Here is a 25397-nt window from a genome sequence, read left to right on the forward strand (position 1 = left end):
AATATAACCAGAGAACATTGACCTTAGAACACTCCCGAGAAGTGAATTCATTCAGGCTTTACGACATATGACTATTGACAGTCCCTAATGGGGAAAAATGGAAATAGTCAGAAAGATTAATATCCGAGTAATCTTTTGGATAACCACTTTCAGGTAAGATAGGCTTCCATTCCATGACTTTATGCTGCTCTTGTTTAATATTACGAAGTAAATATGGATGCTCCGGAACGGGTTTACCTTGCTCTAACGCCTGTATTAATGCGAGGAAAGGTTCAAAATGGTGACCAATGACCAATGAATCAAGTTCGTCAGGTAAAAGTTGTTCAAATCCATGTCCTAACTTTAAATATTCGACTAATAATGGAGCTCCGACACACAAATGAATATCTGGCAATAATCGTTTAATCAAATGACAAAAAATCAAGCTCGGTAATAACTGTTCATTCGATATAATAGATAGGGTGATGAAATCTGGTTTTAAATTCTGAACCTGATCAAATAATACATGTGTGTAATAAAGCCGGAATAAATTCTCTTCCTCATTTTGACAATAGTTCCTTATTGCTTCCGGATTTTTTGGCAGTTCAAATTTAAGTCCACGGTAACTAAGATGCATAGGAGGAAAGAATATCGAAACAGATGTCAGATAATTTTCCCAAATTTCTAAGGCATGATTTCGCTGTCTTTCATCCTCAAATACCTCCTGCTTACGGAGATTAAAAATAGGGTCAAATGTTTGTTCAGGCTCACTTATCACTGTCTGAATATGTTCAGCAGCTTCACACTGTAATCTCGTCACCGCATTTGTCATCATGGTATGACTGACATGATTCTCCAATATCTTCAGAAAATCTTTCGATAACAACCAATGATAGAAGCGAACATTAGCATCTAAGGTTTTCACCTCTAACCCATGATGCGTAAAATAACCTTTAAACATTGGCAACACAGGAAATACCTGAAGCGGATTCCACTGCGGTAAAAGCAAGTTTAACACCGTCATTTTATTCTTCATCTTACAGCTCCTCCGCATCTAACCCCTCAATTTCCGCAAGAATACTTTCAATATGGTGTAGTTTGTCTTGATCGAACTGAAAATAAATGATCTGAGCCAATTCCTGAATAGTCGAGTTATTATAAAAATGTTCTATCGAAACCCGTTGTTGGAATATATCCTGAACCCGCCCCAATAATTGCAATGCGGTCAGAGATGTTCCTCCCAGATGGAAGAAACTGTCCGTTTCACTGACCTTTTCATTTCCTAATAATTCAGTCACCAGACCTTTCAATATTTCACAAACATCTTCCAGAGAATACTCAGAAACAATATCATCATGACGTTGTTCATCTTGCAGCAGATGTATTGATTGTTGCTCTGCATTCTGATCAGAAAAACTCCTTCTGCTATTATCTGAAAAATCCTGCCATTGCCGCATTCTCGATTCAAGGTCACCGGTTGCAATGATCATCTGCTGTGGCTGCTGAACTTTCAACACTTCATCAAAGCAAGCACAGATCTCTTCTTCGGACATCCAGTAGTGACTGATCGATTTGCCGGCAGCATGCGCTGACAATACAGACCCTAACGGAGCCCAACCTTCCCAGTTAATTGTCCGTAAAACAGTCGTGTGTTTTTGTGCCAGAGGTATATCGTCTGGCAATCGACTATTTCTCCATGACAAGTGCTGCTGCAAATGGTTTTGCAGCACGGACATGTCCATGAAACAGTGTGCAGCGGTATAAGCAGAGAGTCCCAATCCTCCCAGAAAAGGGGATAATGATGAGGTCAACAGACAGAATCCGGGTCTGAAGTGCTCAAGCGCCTGCATTAAATGCCTGATGCCATCGACTTTGCTGGAAAATATCTTTTCACTTCGCTCAGTAGTCGCCCGTTCTGCTGAAAAGTGCGTTTCAGGCCCGGTGACGCCTGCTGTATGAATCACACCGGTAATATCACCATGCTGTTTCACTAATTTATCGAACACCTGAAATAACGATGAAGCATCTTTACCCAATTCTGTCTGCACAAGCTCTAACTGGCATCCTGTTTCTTCTATTGCCTTTAGCCGACGAATTCTTGCAGCCGTCAGATCATCGTGTTCAGTCGTCTCTAGATATCCTTCCCACTGGCAACGCTCAGGGAAAGTCCCGCGATGAGCCAATACGACAGTTGCAGCGCCTTTTCCGGCCAGATATGCGGCAGCTATCAGTCCAAAACTACCCAATCCTCCCAGAATAAGGTAAGTCCCTCCATGTTCCGGTAACAATGATATTTGCTCCATAGAAGGTGTGAGCCGCTGGTATGTCGGTGTCCAGCGCATACCATTCCGGTAAGCAACAATTCTCTCATCAGTATCACGAATAATTTCTGTATAAATCAGCTCAAAGGTATCCGGTTGCAAAATATCTGATTCACTGTCGTCAATATCAATATTTCGGCAAATTAATCGATGATGTTCCTGCGGAATCACTCTGATGCATGCAGAGAGCATTGCCCGCTCCGCAGCCATTTGCTCTGTTCCATGAACCAGATGAGCATGATGAGATACAATGAAAAAACCTTCAGAATTTACCGAATGTTCCGCATGTACTGCAGCAAGCCATATCACACTGTAAAATGGGTTATACAGTCCGTACGACCGAGCGTTGCAATCTCCTAGATTTAACAAATGAATCACATTGTGCGGTGCAAGCCCCACCAGCGATAACTGTGTAAACAGTTGCCGAAAATCCATCTGACAACTCAGGTTAATTGAATAATGGTCTTCCCGATAACAACGGTAAGTCTCACCAGAAAAAACAGTCACCACCCGAATATCTTTCCGCGTCAATGCATCTTTCCAGGCTTCACATTGCTTTTCATTCGCTCCCAGAACTAACCAGACAGGATTTTCTTTGGTATCTGCCATGCGGGGAAAGGCAGTTTGCCGAGAGTCACGGACCCAACCCGGGGTATAAAACCATTGGCTGCGATCATCTATCTTATTCACAGGAGCACTGTCACTTTCCTGATGATTTTTATCAGCCTTGGGCGGTAGTTCCAGAGTTGATATTGTATATTCCCGCCGGCAAAACGGATAAGTCGGTAATACAATACGCCGAAAACGCTGATGACAGGGCGAAGAGAGCACCGGTCTTCTTGTCCATAAACGTAACTGGCATCTTTGCCAATATCGGTAACTATAACCAACCATTTTACGTTTTATTTCTGTTGCTTCGTTTATCCGGTACGGCTGACCCGATAGGTACCGGGTCAGCTGCTGCTCATATCCGGTTTCAACCACATCGACAACATCATAGCCCGACAATACAACACGCCACGCCTGTTCTTCTATGTTATGAGTCAACTGGGAAAACCAGAATGTCCCGGATATTCTTTCTTCATCTGTTTGCCGCCACCCGGTTTGATTAGAAACAAGCGGATATCGTGCTGTTCTGAACGTGATATCTTGTAATTTTGTCAGAAGCTGCTCTTTATCATCCCAATGCACCAATAACTGACAAGCATCGGCAATATCGATCACGCCGCTGATACAGGCAGCAGCCAGTATACCTATACCCGAACCAGCACATTCACTCGGATAGGAATGCCGCATAATCAGCATCCGAGCAAAAATATAATCGGCCATAAATGTACACAGCCTTTCCTGCGTAGAAAAATCGCGATACTTCCAATAGTCATCCCCGGTAACATTGTCTGAAGTACTGAGGACACGTCTTAGTTCAGCAAAGCCGCTAAACTCCCGACAGGCAATATTGATACAATGTTCAATTTCTTCTCTGCATTGCTGATCCGCCGTATAAAAGCTTTTCACACAGGCAATCGGGTTCTCATGTACACCGGAAAATAAAAGCAATAATCGGGGCTGATCCTGAACCTGCCCCAAAAATATCTCACCTTTATCATCAGCTAAATTTCCATGCAGACTTTCACTCTGATACGAATACTGGCCTAAACGTGACTGAGTCATCAAATCACGGCTTTTCCGTAGCCCCAGAATAAGCGAGTCACAATCATGACAGGTCACACCAAGACGACAAGAAAAATCCCGCCGTCCCTGTTCCAGGGTTCCTTCCAGATCGTTCAGGGTCAGAGTGTCTGAATAGTCACGACTCCCGTTCTGGTGTTCAGTTAGATAATTTTCGAGTTGTAAGACCCTTTCTCTCAGATCCCGCCAGTTTCTTGCTGACAAGCGGATATGATATGTATCTTCTTCAAAAGGCCGACCTTGCCCCGCTCGCTCTGAGCAGGGAAATTCCGGAGCCTGTTGCAAAATAACGTGTACATTGGTTCCCCCGACCCCAAAAGAGCTGACACCGGCATAGCGGGACTCACCGGATTGTGGAATCCAAGGAATGGGAGACGAGGCTAGCCGAAGCGGATAATTATGTCTGCTGAACTCTTCCCGGGGATTTTCTGCATAGAGACTCGGTGGAATGTGACAATATTTCAACGCTAAGACGGTTTTGATCAAACCGGCAATCCCGGATGCTGCATCCAAATGACCAATATTAGATTTAACAGAACCAATTAAAACCGGTGTATTACGTCTGTTTCTCTGGGTAAAGACTTTTTCTAGAGCGGTCAGTTCGATCAGATCGCCTAAATCAGTTCCCGTACCATGAGCTTCAATATAATCAATCTTATCTGGTGAGATTCCGGCATGTGCCAACGCTTCCTGAATGACAGCGACCTGACCTTCAACTGAAGGTGCGGTAAAAGAGCCTTTTGAGCGGCCATCATTATTACAGGCACTTCCTTTAATCACAGCAAGGATCATATCTCCATCATCAATTGCATCATGTAACCGCTTCACTGCGATGAGACCAGCGCCATGGCTGAACACTGTTCCCGTGGCCTGTGAGCTAAACGCTTTGCAATGCCCATCTTTAGCCAGAATACCGGATTCAAGATACTGGTAGGCTGTTTGCTGAGGTGTACGAATTGCTACGCCGCCAGCTAAAGCCATATCACACTCATAATCCAGCAGAGCCTGACAAGCCAGATGAACAGAAGCAAGTGAGGATGAGCAAGCAGTCCGAACCGTATAAGACGGTCCATTAAGATTCAACTGGTAAGAAATCTGACTACTGATATAGTCTGTGTTGTTCAAGACTCCCAACTGACCAGACCCGATATCTGGTAGTTCGGACAGTCGCTCGCGCAAATAATACCCATATGTATTGTTCGCGGCTCCCACATACACTCCAATACGACCCGGATATTTTTCAGCACAATACCCAGAACGTTCCAGAGTCTGCCAGGCCAACTCCAGCATCAGTCTCTGTTGAGGATCCGACAATTCTGCATCTTTACTGCTGTAGCCAAAAAATTCCGCGTCAAAATAGTTTGCATCGTCGATAATACCTGCCGCACCAACTAAATCTGCCGTAGACTTGCGGGGACGCGCAAACAGGCTGTTTTCCGACAGATCCGGATTATATCGGCTGATGGACTCTCTGGCTGAAATCAGGTTATCCCAAAATGCTTCTTCACTATCAGCGCCCGGAAATTTCAACCCTAATCCAATAATTGCAATATCAGTATCGCTGCCATCTTCAGTTTGTCCGTTATTTCTATCCACATCCATCAAAGCTACCTTTCATTATTTATTCTGGGTTTCATGGCACAAAAATGCTTCCACATTCAATTTGTATGATGTGTATGCCTATATCTTCGGTGAGCTGCTTTTCGCCTGATTTCTCCCCGGTTACGCGGATTCTTATCATCTCCGTCATGACGATCATCAGTGTAAGAAGAAGGCGTCAGGTAGGCAGAGAAAGTGCGAATACTCGGATACTGCAGTAAATCGGCCAGTTGAATATCTTGTGTAATTTTCTGCCTTAACAAACCATGTAACTGAATCAGGGATAGCGAGTTGCCGCCAAGCTCGAAAAATGTTTTATCTACATCAGCAATCTCTTTTTGTAACACCTGCTGCCATAATTGCTTCACCTGATCAAAGATGTTCACATCGCCGTCATCACCGATAAATTCTCGTTGTTTCATTTCCAACCGATGCTTAAGTACCTGATAATCAGTTTTACCACTGGCTAAAACAGGCCACTCATCCAGATAAATCCATTGGCTCGGCCACAAAGCACTCGCCAACTGACTATCTAGCAATTCCCGAAAAATCGACTCTGACAAAGGACTGGCATCAACTGACTGATAAAAGGCAATCAGATCGGGGTATTCCATAAACTCCCGTGGAATAACCGCTATTTTATGAATACGATGATCAGATATGAGAATTGTCTCGATTTCTTCTGGCTCCAGACGCAGACCTCGCAGTTTGAACTGCCGGTCACGGCGGCCGATAAATTCCAGTGTCCCATCAGGTAAACGACGTGCAAGATCACCAGTTCGATACATGCGTTCTCCGTCTCGTGGCAAACCCGATGTCCGGGGAAACGGATTATCAATAAATACGGTCTCAGTAAGTGATGAATCGTGAATATATCCACTTGCCAGATTTTTACCGGCAACATAGATCTCTCCGATGTCGCCAACCACCGTATGACATAAATTTTCATCCAACAAATAAACCTCATTCCCCGAAATCGCCCGCCCTATCGGAACACTCTCAGTCAGAAATGAATCACTTGAAGCATCAAAACAGCAGACATCAGCCATGACTTCAGTACAGCCATACAAATTGAGCACCGTCACATTCGGTAGCAATTGCTTTAACCTGCGATATAACGATGAGGGGAAGATTTCACCACTGACGATCCAACGATTTAAATACGTCAGCTTTTGAATTTTCTCAGGTGCCTGATCAATCAAAGTTTTAAGTAGCGATGGTACCAGAACAAGATGAGTGACTCTTTCCTGCTGTAAGATTTCTATCATGCGATATGGATCTTTTACCTGCTCAGCACTAAAAATAAATAGAGGAATTCCCTGCAATAACGGGCTAAATAATTCACAAATCGAATCAACAAAACTGAGAGATGTCTTCTGACAGCAGATATCTTGTACTGAATACGGAAAGCGATTCCACATCCATGTTAAACGGTTAATGATTGCCGAATGAGGTAGCAATACTCCTTTAGGCTGCCCCTGAGAACCAGACGTATATATCAGACAAGCATCTCTGTTGCGGGGAATATCCCGCCGGCACTGGAGACCAACTGACTCGAAACTATCCGCCATTCTTTTTTCATGAAGTATATTCTCGAAATCACGATACAAGATACAATGAACTTTATCAGTAATCTGGTTATTTTTCGGTAAATAATCAGAATCACAAAGCATCCGGTGACATCCGGCATGTTCAAGTATATAGTTTTGCCGTTTTATAGGCGCATTATGTTCGATCGGTAAATAAATACATCCCAATTTCAGAGTTGCAATAATACTGACAATGGCGTCCATTGAACGAGTCATATTAATAGCAACGACTTCTCCGGGAGTAACTCCGTATTCCAGCATGTAATTCGCCAGTGAATGAGCATAAGCATTTAATTGTGAAAAAGTCATCTGGCCAAGATCACTTTTGAGTGCCATGGCCGAGGGGGTTTTCCTGACCTGAGCATCGAATAACTCTATCAGGTTCATCGCATGATCATCGCCAATCACATCAGGATCCGGAGATTGGGAAAGCTGCAATAAATCATGACTCAGAGAAAGTTCATACTGAAAAAATTTGGACATATCATCATCAAACCCGGTCAATTGAATCAGAATTTGTTCAAAGTCCCGGCTCAATACTTCCACAATTTCTCCGGCTTGATCTGACTCAGAAAACAGATCGCGGTTATAAATGAAATCAAAAGATAAATACTGACCGTGTAAATCTTCCAGTACATGCCCCATCACTGCCAGAGGAAAATTCGTCTGCTCGTAAACTTCAATATCAAAGACTCTCGCCAGTTCATGCGCCTGACCTGATAGGTCAGCAACAGGATAGTTTTCAAAAACCAATACTGCATCAAACAACTCAGTCATCTGCCCGATGCCCGCCCATTGCTGAATGTCATGTAGCGAGTCTGCTTCATATCGTTGCAACTGACTCGTCGTCAAATGAACCTGTTGCAGATACGATGCAATGGTTTGCATCCTGTTCACCGAAATCCGAACAGGTAACATATTGATGAATAAACCGACGGCCTGAGCAGCCTGACCCGACATCAGATTTCTCCCGGAGAATACCTGCCCGAATACAACATCATTCATAGCATTCCGCTGACAGGATAAAATCCCCCACGCCCCCTGAATCACAGTATTGAGGGTTAACTGTTGATCTTGTGCTAATTGGATCAGAGAACGGGTTTGTTCATCTGAAAACCGGATTGTCCGACGCTGCCATTGTGAAGCTCGCCATGTATGATTATGACGAAGTGAAGAAGTTAACAGTCGGTTTGGTTGCAAAGGTTTTGCAAGATATGAACACCAGAAATCCTGAGAGCATACCTTATCCTGGCGATGTATCACCTGTTTAATAAAATCCGAGTAATCCGGAATGTCTGAGTCCGCATCAGCTTTAGACAAATTCCCATGCCACGGCTCACTCAAGCTCATTTGTCTAAGACGTCTGAGAACTTTATCGATCAGGATTGAGGTTGACCACCCATCTACCAGCAGGTGGTGAATACTCCACAAAACCTGACAAGTCTTTTCTGACAGACGAGCAATAAATAAATGTTGCAACGGTGGTCTAGATAAATCGAATCCTTGCTCCCGGACGGTAAAAGCAAATTTTTCCAGCCGCTGCCGTTGTACTACCGTTGGCAAATTCCGCCAGTCTTCTACCGTATATGGAACATCCCGTATCCCTGAATTGAATTGAAGCGGTTGACTCAGGTTTTCCCAGATAAAACCATTATGCAGATTAACGTATTCCGACATCACGCTCTGCCACACCCGAATCAATTGCTCTGGTAATAACGCCCCTTCAATCTTCCAGCCAATCTGATTGATATATATCCCAGAGTCAGGCATCAGCAATGATTGAAAAAGAATCCCACTTTGCATAGGAGACAACGGATAAAGATCGTCGATACGACCAACATTCTGCATCAGTTGGGGCAAAAAATTAGCAGATTGCTGTTCTACAACTGAAGCTGCTAAAGGGAAATCTTCAATACGGACCGTGAACGCCAGCTCTTCCTGATACTTTAATACTGTAAACTGCTTATGGATCGCCAGCTCCAGTTGACGGAGTTCCTGTACACTTAGCTGTAAGCCATCATACTTCACTAAAATTTCCAACTGCCCGGCACGAATATAACTGTCAAATGTCAACCAATATGGCAAAGGTTGCAATTCACTACCAACTAAATGAAATGATGATGACTGAAGATTAAATAATGTACTGTCTGAGAACTGTTGATCCGGCTCTCCCAGATAGTTGATTGCTACCTGAGCGGGAAGAGACTCTTTCTGATGATCAGGCATATGACTTAACTGTTTTTTAATCGTCATCAAACTCATATGTTTATCCGACTCAACCGATATTGTCTGCAACCGGGTAAACCATCCAACCGCATTCCCAACATTTACGTTAGTTCTTTCACTATACCGCCCCTGTTGCTCTACATGCACATCAAAGCATGATTCAGCGCGCAAACTATTCTGCAAAGCACCAATCAAAACGTAACTGATCAAAACCTGCCCAGAGACCTGATAACATTTTGACAGTTCAGACATTGAGATACCCGCAGCAGATAAGTCGATGGCCCAGATTTGCTGCATGGGTTCAGAGGCTGACTTCAGGCCTTTGTCTTGTTTCACCGCGACATTACCCGCTACATATGAGTGTTTGTTACCCTGTTTTTGTCGATCAACCTGCTGCGACCAATGCAGATAAGCCAGACGTTCTGTATTTGCAAGCCGCTCGCTATGTATGTCAGACAAACGAACATCGGATAAATGTCCGGCACACATTTGTTGATAGATCTGAGTAAAATCCTGTAACAGGATATCGATAGAAAGCAGGTCAACCGCCAGATGATGGATAATAAAAATGAGCTTTCCGGCACTACCCTTCTCATCTAAGACAATCAGCTGCAACAAGCGACCGGTGCGGATATCGAGATTAGCCGCAATATGCCGGATCTGTGCTTTTAGATCTTGGGCGTCTTCTGCACCAGAATATTCAATCAAATGGACATATTTGTAAGTGTCACTGTCAATTTCAGCGATAGAGCGCGGATACTGAGTCCAGTTTCCCTCTTCACAGCTAAATGCCGTCGATAAAGCAGCGTGGCGTTTACATAAAACTTTCACGATCACAGGAAGATGCTGAGTATCGAGAGGTTGCGTAAGATCGAGACTGACTTCCCAATAGTATGTATTTTCTTGTAGTGGATCCTGTTGGCTAGCACTTTGTTGTTGGTAAGGTTGTTGTTGGTAAGGTTGTTGTTGATAAGGCTGTTGTTGACAAAACTGTTGAAAAAACCATGCCTGAGCTGGTCCTACCGGGCCACTTTTTGCAAAGTCCGGGTGATGTAATGACAGCGGAACCGATTTGATCTTTGTGACAAGTTCTGCAATCGTCGGGCATTCAAAGAAATGTTCAGCCTGTAACTCTATATGATGTTCTTGTAATCGGGCAATCACCTGCAAAACCCGAATTGAATCGCCCCCCACCTGAAAGAAATTATCAGTCCGGCGAATCCGGTTAACTTTAAGTACTTTTTGCCAGACATCAGCTATCAGGGCTTCCTGCTCTGACTCAAATATAATCTCATCAGAAAGAGAAGCTGATAATTCAGAAACATATCCGCTGAACTGACTTTCCAGCCGGTTTCTATCGATTTTTCCACTACTCATCAACGGAAGATTTTCAATCCCGATGAAGATCTGGGGTAGCATAAAATGCGGGAGTCGACTGGCAAGAAAGCGGTGTAAAACATCACCGATATTTTCTTTCATTGTCAGAGTGCTGTCAGGCTTCAATTGTACAATAGCAAGCAGACGTGACACGGTCTGTTCAACACTTTTTTCAGCAATCACCGCACAATTTCGTATATCCGGGTGTTGTTTCAGAGACTGTTCAATTTCAGATAAATCCACCCGGAAACCCTTAAACTTCACCTGATGGTCGATACGTCCGACAATTTGAATCTGGCCATCTCTCTGATAGTAGGCAAGATCGCCAGTACGGTACATCTTACCTTCAGGAAAAGATGCCGCTTTCACGATTTGCGACTTTTCCCCGGAATTTCCTGACGCCTGATCTATGGCTAAAAACGGACTGTCTATGGCTAAAAACGGATTGTCTAAAAAGCGCAGTCCGGTTTGCTCAGGTTCATTCAGATATCCTCTCGCAATACCATATCCGGCAATGTAAAGTTCCCCGACAACCTCTTCGGGCAGCACTCGTAACTGTTCATCCAGAATATAAGTCTGAGTATTATCAATTGCCGTGCCAATCGGTACCCGATTCATATGAACGGGTAGAGGCTGACGTGGGTTACATTGAAATAAATGAGAGTAAACAGTATATTCTGTTGGCCCGTAAGCATTAATGAAATGCACTCTGTCACACCACTGTTTCGCCAGTTCGGTGGAACAAACTTCCCCCACACAGACAATTGTCAGGCCAGGGTGAACAGCCAACTCTTCCGGAGTAAAATTCGCAAGAAGCGAAGGAACCGTAACCATTACATCAATGCGATACTCTTTTACGGCGGTTAAAAGCGCGGTGCCATTCAGTTGTCCCCAGTCCATCATATAGAGGGTAGCGCCATGAAACAGTGCCATACATATTTCACCAACCGAGCCGTCAAAACTAATTGAAGACATTTGTGAAATATGATTGCCAGGACCGATCGAAAAATACCGCTGCTGCCAGCAGGCAAGATGATATAAATTGCGATGCTCGATCATTACACCTTTGGGTTCACCTGTTGTACCCGACGTATAGATGACATACGCCAGATCATCCGGTGAAATCTGCACATCTGGATTTATTGTGGACTGAACCGAAATTTCATCTTTGTCAGTGTCCAGATCGATATGAAATAATAATCCTGCCGGTAACTGATGAGACCATTGGCGGGATGAAATTACCAGATGAGTTTCTGAGCTATCAAGTAAACGCTCTATTCGTTTCTCCGGCAAAGTTGTCTCGATCGGAATATATGCACCTCCGGCTTTCAATATTGCCAGAATACAGATAATGAAGTCACTTCCCCGCTCCAGATGAATACCCACTGTAATATCTTTCTGGACACCCAGAGAAATTAAATAATGGCTTAACTGATTTGCTCTGGTATTTATTTCCCCATAACTGAGTTGTGTATCTGGTGTAACAAGCGCAATCTGTTCCGGCTGTTCTTCTGCATATTTTTCAAATAACTGGTTCACAGGAATCGGACAACCGATATCAACTTGTGTTTGATTATATTCAATGAGTAAACGTTGTCTTTCTGTTGCTGTTAATTGCTGATATTCAGACAAAGATTTTTCCGGTGCTTCGATAATCTGCCCGAGTAAATCATGATAGTGATTGATCATCTGCTCAATAGATTGTGCAGTAAATATGTCACAGCTGAACTCAACACTTCCCCGTAACTCTCCCGTGAACTCTTCAAAACTAAAAGCCAGATCAAACGGGCAGTAACCCGCATGATATGTCTTCAGTTTGACATCAAGATCGGCAAACTCAAAACCTTCTTCCGGCTGATGATACATCATGAATTTACTGCGGAATAAAGGGGATTGATATGGAGAACGCTGATCGGAGAATAATCTGATCAGACTTTCATATGGCATGGTCTGATAACGGTAGGCATCGGCAAGAGAGGATTGAAGCTGGTGTAAAAAAGTAGCAAAGTCATCACCCAACGCCAGTTCATGACGCATGACCAATTGATTTACGAAACATCCGATAAAATTTTCACTACCTGCTATATCTCGGTTTGTAACATCAATTCCAACCGTAATATCTTGCTGACGGCTATAGTGGAAAACAAGCAGATAATATGCGGAGAGCAATAATGTGTATAACGTTGTGTTCTGTTCACGTGCAAATGCAGTTAATTTTTTAACCAATAACGGTTCAAAATGGATATGACTGACTGAAGCCCGGAAACTATTCTTCTGTCGTTGATCCGGATTCAGCGGTAAACTTTGAGGAGGTACATCTTTCAACCGGTTGAGCCAGTATTCCCGCTCGTCGATTAAATTTTCTTCATTCGTCGCCCGATGTTGCTTTTCTCTCAATAAACGATATTCATCATCCCGAACAGATATTTCAGCCGGCTGCCCAGCGACACAGGCATTATAATAAGTACATAGATCACCCAGAAATAGGGACTGTGAATAACCATCAAAAATAATATGATGAACAGTAATATTCAGCCAATGCAAATGTTCATTGAATCGTAGTAGTTGTACCCGCCATAACGGAGCCAGATCCAGTTGAAACCCCTGACGCGCCTGTTGCTTTGCCAATTCTTCCGGGTCGTCTTCAGAATGAACAGTCAAAACCGATAAAGAAACTTTCCCCTGAGGCTCAATATACTGCGTAACAATCAGATCACCCTGCTCATCTGTAGAAGATTCAAATCGGCTTCTCAGTGCCGGTTGCTCGGCAACAATCTGTTCCAGAGCCAACTGAAGTGCTTCTAAATGCAAATGTCCCTTTAGCTCAAGTGTCATTGACTCATTATATGCAGAATCAGAATGGATACTTTCCTGAAGCCATAATCCCAATTCAGCAGAAGTCGCATTATTCAATTTATCATGACCAGAAGAAACAGAATTTCCTTGTGACTTTGCCTTTGCCATATTCTTCTGTTGTAATTTTAAAGTTAACAGGGCACGCTGCTGTTCGGTTAAGTGGCTCAACTTATCATTTTTTTTAGACATCTTTATTCGTCCTGATATAAAAGAGCATCAAGCTCATCGTCGCTCAATAAAGCAGCTTGTTCTAGCAACTGCTGATGTGTCTCGCTATCAGCCCATTGTTTTAATTTATTTTCAATATGTTGTGCTAACATAAATATCGTTGGGAACTCCAGAAGATCAGCCTGATTCATGGCAATTCCCGTCTGTTTTCTGATACGGGCAATCACACGAGTCGCTTCCAGAGAATTATATCCGGCGGCAAAAAAATTATCCTGAATCCCCGGAGACTCACATCCCAAAATATTCTGCCATATATCGGCCAACATTCTTTCCATATCGGTTTGCGGAGGCACATACTCTGACTGCCCAGAAGCAGGAAGAACAGCTGTCTGACTGAAAACCTCTTCTGCCAACAGTTCAGAAGATTGATATTTCACCGTAAATAACTGTGTTGCATCAGCCAGTGGAACAATCTCAGAAGTCGTCATTGGCCTGTATTTCAATGTGCTAATGTGTAAATCGTTTTGTTGCGTGATTTCACTATCAGATATCGCTGCCAGATCTGAACGAATTTCTTCAAGAGTCCGGCTTAGTTCAAACCGGGACAGTTCTCCGTTTTCGCATTCGCTGAACTCATCACTTTCACTCAAGCCAAAACTTTTACTCAAGCCAAAATAGCGGGCAGCAAATATTCTGGCGGGTTCATTCCGGGCTTTCCTCATCACCCTTAACGTCAGCGTTTCTAAACCTCGCTCTGTAGCAATCCGGAGTAAATCTTCCAGCATCGCAACTTCGACTGTTCTTCCCAAAGCCCGGCAACTCAGCAAAAATGACTCAATAATCAACTGCTGATTCTGTGGTCTGGCAATAAAGAAACCGACTTCTCCCATGTCTCCGAAACGATCAGAAACACAGACCTTTTTCAGAATATAGTGGGACGATTCAACCATTCTCTGTAACTGACTGATCGAAAAGCGTTGATAGCTGGTATTAAACTGATTCACTCGCAGACATAGCTGGTGAGGACGATGTACATCATCAACCTCAGAAATATCGATACGCTGCTCGATGTTATGCAGAAACTCATCGAGTCTCGCAACCTGATGGCGCAGGGTCATTCTTTGTCGATTATCGTGATATTGCTGGGTCCGGGATAGGTCACTCTCTCCCGATTGCTCTATACGATCAAATTCCCAGGAACCCAGAAGCTGTTCTGCAGCAATCTCGCCATTTTCCGGTAGTTCCAAAACAAAGACTTCCGGACAATTTTCCCGTACTAAGGTGCAATTTATGGCTGAGTCATCAATTAATATAAAAGAATCAATTCCCAAATTAAATTCATCGGCCAGAGATACTAAACCAGCAGATTTAGGTTGCCAGTCAATCCGCGTTGCAACAAAGTCATCCCATGACAACAACATCTCATGATGATGTTCGAACACCTGTTGAACATCACTGAACAGATTGTGGCTACAAATTGCCAGCAGATAACCTCGTTGCTTCATTTCAAGCAAGAAAGTCTGTATTCGCTTTCTCGCCGGGGTTATCCGGATATTTTCCCAACCATCTTCAGCACAACTCCCATCCCATAATGTGTTATCACAATCAACCACAATGACTTTACGCTGCACTTTTTGTTGCGCATAGACACTCCGGGCAATGACTTTACTGATATCTGCATAGCCGCTGTCCTTATAAGGAAACTCAGGCAAGCCATCATCAGATAGTCCGAATCCGGTATCACGCTCTATTGCTTCAGCAAACGCGGTTTTATCCAAATGAAGAGGAAGAAGATTCAACACAGAACAATGACTCAGTTGTGTCTGAATCCTGTGGATGTATTGCTGCCACTGATGATGACCGGAAAGCGAGTCAACGGTCGTCTCGCATAAACCGACATACACCGGTGCATGAACCATTTCAGCAAAGTCGGTCAATGCAGCAATCAACGATTGAATTATCACTACCGATTGTTCAACTAATGTCGATACATCGGATGTCAGTATCCGTTGTTTATCAAACCAATCTTCCGGCCTGAATAAAAAAACATGAATATCTTCCAGATTCTGAACTAACGAGTTCTGATGAGTCAGAACCTGATCAAACAGGAACGAAGAAGCGTGCAAATTAATCTTTGCACCCAGACCAATCTGACTGAATATATAAGGCAAGATCTTACCAATAGGCGCCGCATTGAAGCTGGAGAGTAACTGTACCGTCATTTCAGGTTGACTTTCTTTGGCCTGAAACGACATAAGACTATTGCCTTCAGAAGATTGAACCGGCTGGTCTTGTTGATCGATAAGCCGGTTCAGTAATGCAACATATGTAGCCGAAAGATTCTCAACCGTCTGAACTTTCAACCGCTGTGGAATATATTCAAATGTCAGGTCAAGCTCTTCGCCACGTTCAATTACAACAACTCTTAGATCCAGACTCGCAGAATCTGTCGGGAGCAGCTTTGAGTGACTATCAGGAAGTAGCGCCGGTACCGCGTAATCATGAAACCAAAAACCGACACTATAAACAGATAAACCGCCCTCCGAACCACTCATCTTATGATTAACTTGCTGAATATATTCATGCAATTTTTCATAGGGGTAAGCCTGATGTTCAATTGCGCCGACAACCGTAGAGTTAACTTTCGCCAACAGCTCATCCCATGTATCTGTCAGATGAATTTCAGTTCTCAGGGGCAGGAAATTAATGAAGCATCCAATCATGTCAGACAATTCTGCCTGATCTCTACCAGACACAGCGGTACCAATCACAACATCCTGTTGCCCACTCCGTAAAGAAACCAGTACTTTCAGAGCGGTGAGCATAAGAATAAATAAACTCATTTTACGCTCATGAGCAAGATCACTTAAACGACGACTTAAATCTACAGGTAACGTTATCGTAAATTCACTCCCTCGGGAAAATGGGCTTGCCTGAGTACTTCCGTGTTCCGAAATGGGAAAATCTGCAATATTCAGACGTTCGGGTAAAGGTTGTGCATAGCGAGTGTGCCAGTAATTTTCATGTTCCGACCAAAAATCAGTACATTCCATCATAAGCTGCTGCCACTGGACATAGTCACGATACTGAACCGGAAGTGGAACAAGATCTGGTAAGTCTCCAGAAAGATCTACCATTTCCGGACACCCGTCTGTTTGTTCCGTTTTTCCCCGTTTGATCAATAATTGTTGATAGAGAGATCTCAATTCCTGAAATAACAAACTCAACGCATAACCATCACAAACAAGATGGTGGGTAACCAGATATATTTTGTAGTGCGTTTTCGTGAGTGCAATAACAACAGCTCGAAACGCGTCCTCATTCGAAAAATCAAAAGGTTTTAATACCTGAGAATTGATAATATTTTTCAATCGGTCAGGCTGATTATCCGGAGAATCTTGATCAAGCCGGATAAAAGAACAATTGAATACCGCCTGTGATGAAAAGGACTGATGTGTGATACCGTTAAAGCTGTCAGATTCATCGTGAAATCTGGCTCTCAAAATTTCGTGCTTTTGCAGCAGTATTTGCCCAGCCTGATAAAAAGCCTGATAGTCCAGAGGTTGATTAAGTGTAGTTTCTGTCGCTGTAATATAGAATGGATTTCCAGGATGAAGCTGCTCCAGAATCCACATTCGTTTTTGTGCGAGAGAGAGTGGATAATGCTCATGCAGCTTTCTGTCGGTTGCCCGCTTTCGGGCCACATCCGTGATACATAATAATGTAGAAGAAGACGCCTGTTGCTGATACTGCCTTATCGATGCAATAAAATCACAAATTGAATCACTATGCAAAAGCCACTCAAGTCGAATCGGCTGATTTAATTTTTTTTCTAATTCAGCAACGGCCAGAGAAGCTTTTAGCGATGTTCCGCCCATTTCAAAGAAGTGTTGCTCATTCTCAATTGCGGGAAGATGGAGTATATGTTGCAGTACCTCATGGACACTCACGGTTACAGCGTCCATGGAGATTATCGGCTCTTTCTGAGATAAAGCAGGAGAATCAGGCAAAACCTCCCGGCTATCAGCTACCACCTTGAAAAGCTTCTGTTCGAGCCATTCCTGGCACTGCCAGCGTTTTACTTTTCCACTGGTCGTCACCGGAATTCCACCTTTGCAAGTCACAATGATTCTTTCGACGGTAAGCTCATACTGCATACCAATCACACGCTTCACCTGTGAAAACAGCGGGCCGACATCCAGCTTACGGGATGTTTCTATAATCACAGTCAGACCTGCGTCAATCTCTCCGGCAACATCTGAAGGCTCACACCAAACAACAGCACGATTCACAGTAGCTATCTGTTCAATAAGCGTATACTCAATATCCGCCGGATAATAATTCCGGCCATGAATAATCATTAAATCTTTCACTCTGCCGGTAATATACAACTCTCCGGCATAAACAAAACCCAGATCTCCAGTTCTGAGATATCCGTTCCTGTGATGCGGAAAAGTAATTCGATCTGTATCGATATTCCCCCAATATCCCTGAGTCACATTGTCCCCGGCAATCAATATTTCGCCGACTTCCAATTCACTGGCTGGTTTTGAAGTTCCCGGGATAACAATGCTCAGGTCAAGATGTTCACATACCGTCCCACAACTCACGACATAGTTCGATACAATATCTTCATCATTGATACCGCTATCTCTGCTTTCATGGTCACAGATAACAATCTGATTCTGTTGTAATGCCTCTCTATCAAGCTGTAATGTATGAAACGCGGAATCAGAAGCATCTATTGCAACCAGTAATGTTGCTTCGGCCATTCCATAGCAAGGAGCAAATGCAGCCTGCCGGAACCCCTGAGGGGACAAAAGTCGGGAAAACCGGGTCAACGTGTCATACCGCACAGGCTCTGCACCATTAAAGGCAATCCGCCAGCTTGATAAATCAAGTTGCTCAATTTGCCACGTCGGTAATGAAAGACACAGCCGATAGGCAAAATCGGGAGCGCCTGAAATTGAAGCCTGAAAACGAGAAATGGTCTGCAACCAGAGAAATGGCTGCTTACTGAAACTTTCCGGAGATAAGAGAATGCATGTGGCGCCGGCATACAAAGACTGGAAAACACACCCCATCAAACCCATATCGTGATGTAGCGGCAACCAGGATACAATTTTATCTTCTGGTAAAATTCTAAACTTTTGGGAAATCTGATACTGATTGACAGCAATATTCCGGTGCGTCAGCACAACACCTTTTTCAACATCAGTGGTTCCGGAACTATACTGAATGACCGCAGGCATATCCGGAGAAACATCCGGCAGAGTATCGGTGGTACATCTTGCCTGTGGTGTCTCCCCATAAGCTCGTAGTTGCTCGCAGGTTATTATCTGTACTGGCATAATTGCCGGATTTTGACGGCTCAACACCGACAAATGCGGTAACCATTTTTCCTCGGTGATAATTAAATCCGGCTGAGTATCTATTGCAATATTTTGCAAACGATGAAGCATTCGTTTTCCCACCGGTCGGGATAAAGGTACCGCTATCACACCAGCGAAGAGGCATGCCCATAACGCAACAATATATTCCCGTCCGGTTGGCAAGAGTAACAGAACCCGCTTTCGGGATTGAGTATGCTGACAAATCAATTGGGCTGAATTTATCGCCTGACTCTTCAGAGAAGCATATGTCAGATGTTCAATCTCTTCTCCGGACTCCGATAAAAAACGATATGCAATTTGATTTGGCCGCTCTTTAGCATGAAGTGTTAAACGCTGCCCGAGGGTCGGGAAATCATCCATGTCTGGATAGAACATATCACCACACCTTACAAAATCGGTTTACTCACCGCTGATCATGTACTCATTCACGAAATACATTTTAAATCAAAGGGTAATTTGTTAAACATTAAAACTGACAATATTTTTATCTGCCCACTTACGACCACTCGGCAAGGCTTTCCAACGACGGCTGGCAAAATGCCACTCATGCATCGTATATGGATTAGGAATTTCACATATGTTCATCGCTTGAACAAATCGTTCTAAACGATCAAATTTTTCAGGCAAAGAGAGTCCCTGCTCTAACTGATATGGCGACACGGCAAACAATTGATTCAGTTCATTACTAAAGCGATATTTATTCTTACTCATTTGCTGAAACTCTCCGGAACCGGCCAAACCTTCAGGATGGTATTGAAACAACCACGCATCCGACTGATAAATATAATTTTTGTTTTCACGGATAAACTTTAATGTCATGTCAAACTCATCATCAGTCTCACCCGGATATCCGACAATCCACAAAGTACTCGTCATGATGTCATTGGTTGCAAGAGACTGTAGACTCGCAGCCATCAGATCAACATTTGTCATTTTATTCATTTGATTGAGTAATCTTTGACTGGCTGATTCCATGCCTAACCGGGCACGGATCAATCCCCCTTCACGCCATTTACGTGTCCGACTGAAACTTGTACAGATTTTGTCAGCACGCAAATAACTATCGAGCCTGACATTCTCACCTAAACGACAGAGATCGGCTGTAAGTTGGCTGATAATGGGATTGGCAAGTGAATCACACAAATAAAATGAGTCTCTCTGATATTTAGATTTCAAAGTCAGAATTTGTTCTGTCAGTAACGATACATCAGCAAGCCGAAACTTATCCCAGAAGATCGTTTCTGCACAGAATGAGCATTCAAATGGGCACCCTCTTGAACCCGCAACTGACAGTTGCAAGTATTTATCTACACTGAGTCCCGAATAATCCGGCAGTGGCAGCTCAGACATCGCCAGTGGCTTCTCTCTGTTCATCAGCTCACTGGCAACCACAATACCACGCGGTAAATCAGGGTGATCTAGTATATGGGTTAAAGCAACCTCTCCCTCACCAATAATAAAATAATCGATAAAGTCATTTGCATTGATAAAATCAATAACTTCGGATTCTTTAGAGGTAATCCCCATCAAAGGGCCAGGCCCACCGACAACAGTTCGGGTCTCGGGAGAGATTTCCTTCACTGCCCGTAAAATAAACAGAGTGGCCGGCCAGGTTGAATTGTACAAAGAACATCCGACAACTTGTGGTTTCGATCTTGCTATTAATATTTCAACAAGTTGTCGGACACGCTTATAGAGTGTGGCAAAAATAGCATCAAAACGTTCTGTATTCAGACGATCCAAAACTTGACTGTGGGGTAAGCCGCTCAAATTGACGACTTCGGCAACAAGTTCCCGGTAGTTGCTGCGTCGCCCGGCAAAAAGATAGACCATCTGATGCTGTGCAAGCATTTCCGTGCCATTACGTTCAATGTTCCAGAGTTTCCACTCAGGAAACTGTTTTTTACCTTCATCAAAGTACTGACGTTGTGCATCAAATATGCCCGCAACGGTATTGAAATCAAACAAATCGACCTGATGACCATAAATTTCAGCCCAGGCTTTCAGTGAAGAAACACCCAAAGGGACACACACGGGATCCCAAAAGTGTGGAACCAATAATAATGCTTTTGTCATTATTCTCCCTTATCAGGACAAATATAATCACAACCCCGAACAGCAATCATCATGACGACTCGTCATCTTAACCACGGCTTTAACTTATATTATTCACAGAAACCAGAGACTGACGCAGAATATTCATCAGACTGTCTTCCATTGCTTTTACTTCATCATATTCAAAGAGGCTCCGATCATAATTTAACTCCAGTAACAGCGCCTCAGCAGACGCATCGTCACTAATGAATGTCAGTTCAAACTTTGCCTGAGTACTCGGTAGATCCATCCGGGTCATAACAGGTAACTGATCATGTCCCTTCTCTGACAGATTCAAATGAACTGTTTTCCTGTGCTGCTGATAATGCCCATGTCGATAATTATGATGTACGTGCATAAAACGAAACAGAGGTTGTCTTCCTCCGGACAGTCGCTCAACACCCAGTGCCTGAACCAGTAGATCAAAGGGAAACTCATCGTGCTCAAAGGCTTTTAGAATTTGTTGCCGAACGCTCCTGAGGCGCTGCCGGAAACTCATACTCTGCTCAAAAGAATGCCCGATAACGAGCGTATTCACAAAAAAACCGATCAATTCTTCAGTATCCGGATGGTTCCTTCCCGATACAGGAATACCTATATTAAAATGGGGCAGTTTAAAATGCTGATAAATAAACAGGCTGAATACGGTATGCAAAAACATAAACAGTGTACAGTTTTCTTCCTGACACATCGCATGTATCTGTTCTGTTGTCCCTTCATCCAGAGAAAACCTGAAAGAACATCCTGAGTAGCTGGTAGCCGGAGGAACAACTTTATTATCCGACTCTGTATGTCTCACAACACTTGTCCAGTAATCCGTTAATTGTTCAAGATATTCCCCAGTCAAACGAGTATTCTGCCACTGAGTATAATCCCGATACTGAATTGGCAACGGCCGCAAATCGGGTGTGCCTTTTTGAATCAAATTGACATAAATTGTCTGCAACTCATTCAGCAAAATTCGTAATGACCAGCCATCGAATACAATATGATGTGTCGAAACCAAAAGCAGGAAATGATGACGGGAACGGCAAATTAAGGTGACAAAAAACAAAGGTCCCCGAGATAAGTCAAATCGTCGGGACTCTTCTTCTTCCAGAATATCTTGGATAGTTTCTTCCTGTGCTGTTTCAGATAAGTGAGAGAGATCCTTAACAATAAAAGGAACAGGTTCTACCGACTTCACAATTGTGATGGGCTGACCGGCTATCGATGGAAAAGCCATACGCAAAACTTCATGCCGCTCAACAATAAAATCGATCGCCTGGCGTAATACTGACACCGATAACTCATTTTTAATATCAATCGCCAGTATGGGTTCGTTATAGTAATTGCTGGTCGGAGCAAGTTGTTGTTGATACCATATCCGTTTCTGGCTGTAGGATAACGGGACGGAGTCATTGTTGTCAGCCCGAGGTATTCTAACAAAGTCAAACTCAATACCTGCCGCCTTCATCTTCTGTTCAAAAAGCGCCCTTTTTTCCGGTGGCAGTTTTGCGATCCTTTCATTGATATTTTTCATTGAAATTTCCACCTATGTGTAGACTCCAGACAGCCTCAGAATACTCCCAAAGAGCAAGAAGCTGGTATCGACACTGAATCCTATCATGCCCAAAGAAATAATTTATTGACATAATCCTCTAATATACTGGAATTTAAATACTTTTATGAAGATTTTTTAGACCTGTACTCCCTAAATGCCGCTTCAGCAAGCGTTGATGCAAAAATGGTAGAGACAAAAATGACAATTGCTATTGAACATTGAAACTTATTGATATAAATACTACATATCCTTTCAGTCAGTGTGAATGAAAATGGTCATGACAGATAACGAAAATAATCCAATGAGTAAAAAAACACCTGATAATACACATTTCCGGAAAGATACATTTCATTTATCATCAGTAAGGATTTATCCGGAATATATCAGTAAAATAAATGGAGAAGCTAATAAAAATACATTTTCAGTGATGAATCATGAACAATTTGGTTATTGTATAATCGCTAACATCCACTTTCAGGCAGGTCAGAAAATTGCGCAACTACCAAGACTAAAAATATTTACAGAACCAGATTTACATACCGTCCAGTCAGGTTCAAACCAGCATATTTATGATCCATGGTTTGCGGGGTTAATTTCCCATTCATGTCGTCCAAACATTTATTTTGAACAAAGTGAGTTAGCTTTTTATGCAGTTGAACCTATAGCTCCCGGTAATATTATTACACAGGATTATGAACAAACAGAAGATATACTGTTCAGAGAATTTGATTGTTGCTGTGGACATTTTGAATGTCGGGGGAAAATAAGAGGTAAAAAATTTTCAAACTAAACAATATATTATACCCCTAAATAAGCATACTGTATTATTCTGACAAAATATTACGGGGTGGTAAGGCAGAAAATGTTCTGATTTTCTGGTTGTGAATTGCTTATTTGTACGATTTGACCATCCTCCATTTCGATCAATTGATCTGCCAACTCAAAATATCGGTCATCATGGCTGATAACAACAATTGCTTTATTCTGTTTTTTCAAATGCGGTAAAATCGAATGATAAAAAATCGATTTAAACGTAGGATCCTGATCCGCTGCCCACTCATCAAACAGATAAAACTGTTTATCATCAAGGTAAGAAACCAGCAAAGCAAGCCGCTTTCTTTGCCCATCAGATAGAGAAAGCGTACTGAATCGATTACCAGAAAGATGTACTTTCTCTGACAAACCAAAATCACGCATCAGTGACTCAACTTCTGATGAGTCCATTGTTCTATTGCCCAACAATCGGTTAAAGAGATAATAATCTGAATAAATTGCAGATATATTATTTCTGGCTGCATCCATATTCTGATGATTTATAAGCTCGCTCCCAAAAAAAATCTCACCGGAATCAGCCGAATAATGCAACGTCAGTAACTTCCCTATCGTAGATTTTCCTGAACCATTGCCGCCAACGATAAAGGTAACCTCTCCCTTCTTTATTGAAAAATTCAAAGGTCCGACCAAAAAACCATCGTCATGTTCTGACAAGTTAGACAAAGATAATTTGTACTGAAAGTAAACATCCCTAAAATGAATCGCATTCCATACAGGAATCTTTTCTATACTTCCTGCATTTTCATCAGGAAAATTCTGTAAAGAATCATTAATTTTCCTTAAGGATATTTTCGCCATTGCGAGCATAGGGACAGCATTCATGATCGTTCCAACAGGACTGGCAATATATAAAAGAATCATCGTCACACCAATTAATTCTGTCACTGTAATTGAAGTATAATTGACAAATATGAATGCAATACAACCAATAACAAATAAGCTAAATATCTCACCATAACTTGCTGCCACAATATGAATTGTTCTTGCTTTCCTATCGGCAAGAATAACTCGCTCTTCACTATCAATTAAATCGTTCTGTAAGAAATCCTGCCTTTTTTCTCTGTCTAGCTTTAACTCTTTTACACCATACACTAAGCTATTGATATTCATATATAATGAATCAGTTTCACTTCTGGATTTTCTTAAAAAGGCATTTCCGGCTAATGCAGGTAACTGATATGTGATAGCACCAATAATGACAGATGAGATAACAAACCAAAAAATATTTACATTCAGAAAAAATAAGAATATGAATGCTCCTGATAATGTCACAACACTGACAATCAGATCCGGCAACATTCTTGCTCCCATACATATATTTCCTATATCTGTTGAGAACATAGCAATTAACCGAGCACTACCAAATGATTCTATATTGGATAGCGAAGTATTTAATATACGATGATAAATATCTGTTCTGATTTTTTTCGCAATATTCAAAGAAACACGCATGAATATAACCTGTGAACAGATACGCATAATTAAAAAACATAGACATAGTAATAGAAATACCAGAGCCATCTTGATGTGTGCGATCTCAATATTCCATATAACGGTTTGCCCACTTGAAACGGTTTCCAGACTTAATGGATCCGGTGTATAAACCAGCAAAATAAGGGGAATTACAAGCGAATAAGCAAAACCAGCACCTAAGCCAGTAAGAACTGACAGGAAAATAGAATGAGGAGCATACTGGCTGAATAATGAAAGAAGTGATGTAAGCTTCATA

Annotated in this window: 8 protein-coding genes; 1 reads left to right on the plus strand and 7 read right to left on the minus strand. The window is 42.6% G+C overall.

Going from position 1 to position 25397, the window contains the following annotated elements; genetic code table 11:
* Positions 1–58: 58 nt before the first annotated feature.
* The 6 genes from OCU74_RS19865 to OCU74_RS19890 form a co-directional block, all read right to left on the minus strand.
* Positions 59–1015, minus strand: coding sequence for a hypothetical protein (locus OCU74_RS19865; protein ID WP_087482170.1), 957 nt, complete (start codon positions 1013–1015; stop codon positions 59–61).
* A gap of 1 nt (position 1016) precedes the next feature.
* Positions 1017–5591 carry a beta-ketoacyl synthase N-terminal-like domain-containing protein gene (locus tag OCU74_RS19870; RefSeq protein ID WP_087482171.1) on the minus strand — a complete coding sequence of 1525 codons (4575 nt, stop codon included), beginning with the start codon at positions 5589–5591 and terminating at the stop codon, positions 1017–1019.
* Positions 5592–5647: 56 nt separating this feature from the next.
* Entirely contained in the window at positions 5648–13825 is an 8178-nt protein-coding gene (locus OCU74_RS19875; RefSeq protein WP_087482172.1) for a non-ribosomal peptide synthetase, read from the minus strand.
* A gap of 2 nt (positions 13826–13827) precedes the next feature.
* Positions 13828–19572, minus strand: a complete 5745-nt coding sequence (locus OCU74_RS19880) for an HAD-IIIC family phosphatase (RefSeq protein ID WP_087482173.1) — start codon at positions 19570–19572, stop codon at positions 13828–13830.
* Positions 19573–19656: 84 nt separating this feature from the next.
* On the minus strand, positions 19657–21273 hold the full coding sequence (locus OCU74_RS19885) for a B12-binding domain-containing radical SAM protein (RefSeq protein ID WP_087482174.1): 1617 nt from the start codon (positions 21271–21273) through the stop codon (positions 19657–19659).
* Between the two features lie 79 nt (positions 21274–21352).
* Positions 21353–22813 carry a condensation domain-containing protein gene (locus OCU74_RS19890; RefSeq protein ID WP_087482175.1) on the minus strand — a complete coding sequence of 487 codons (1461 nt, stop codon included), beginning with the start codon at positions 22811–22813 and terminating at the stop codon, positions 21353–21355.
* Between the two features lie 298 nt (positions 22814–23111).
* On the opposite strand from OCU74_RS19890, the gene OCU74_RS19895 reads away from it, so the two are divergent.
* Positions 23112–23624, plus strand: a complete 513-nt coding sequence (locus OCU74_RS19895) for an SET domain-containing protein-lysine N-methyltransferase (RefSeq protein WP_087482176.1) — start codon at positions 23112–23114, stop codon at positions 23622–23624.
* Between the two features lie 50 nt (positions 23625–23674).
* Here the strand turns inward: OCU74_RS19895 and OCU74_RS19900 are convergent, their stop codons facing one another.
* On the minus strand, positions 23675–25396 hold the full coding sequence (locus OCU74_RS19900) for a cyclic peptide export ABC transporter (protein WP_159457459.1): 1722 nt from the start codon (positions 25394–25396) through the stop codon (positions 23675–23677).
* Position 25397: the final 1 nt, after the last annotated feature.

The sequence above is a fragment of the Vibrio mangrovi genome (assembly GCF_024346955.1).
GTDB classification, from domain to species: domain Bacteria; phylum Pseudomonadota; class Gammaproteobacteria; order Enterobacterales; family Vibrionaceae; genus Vibrio; species Vibrio mangrovi.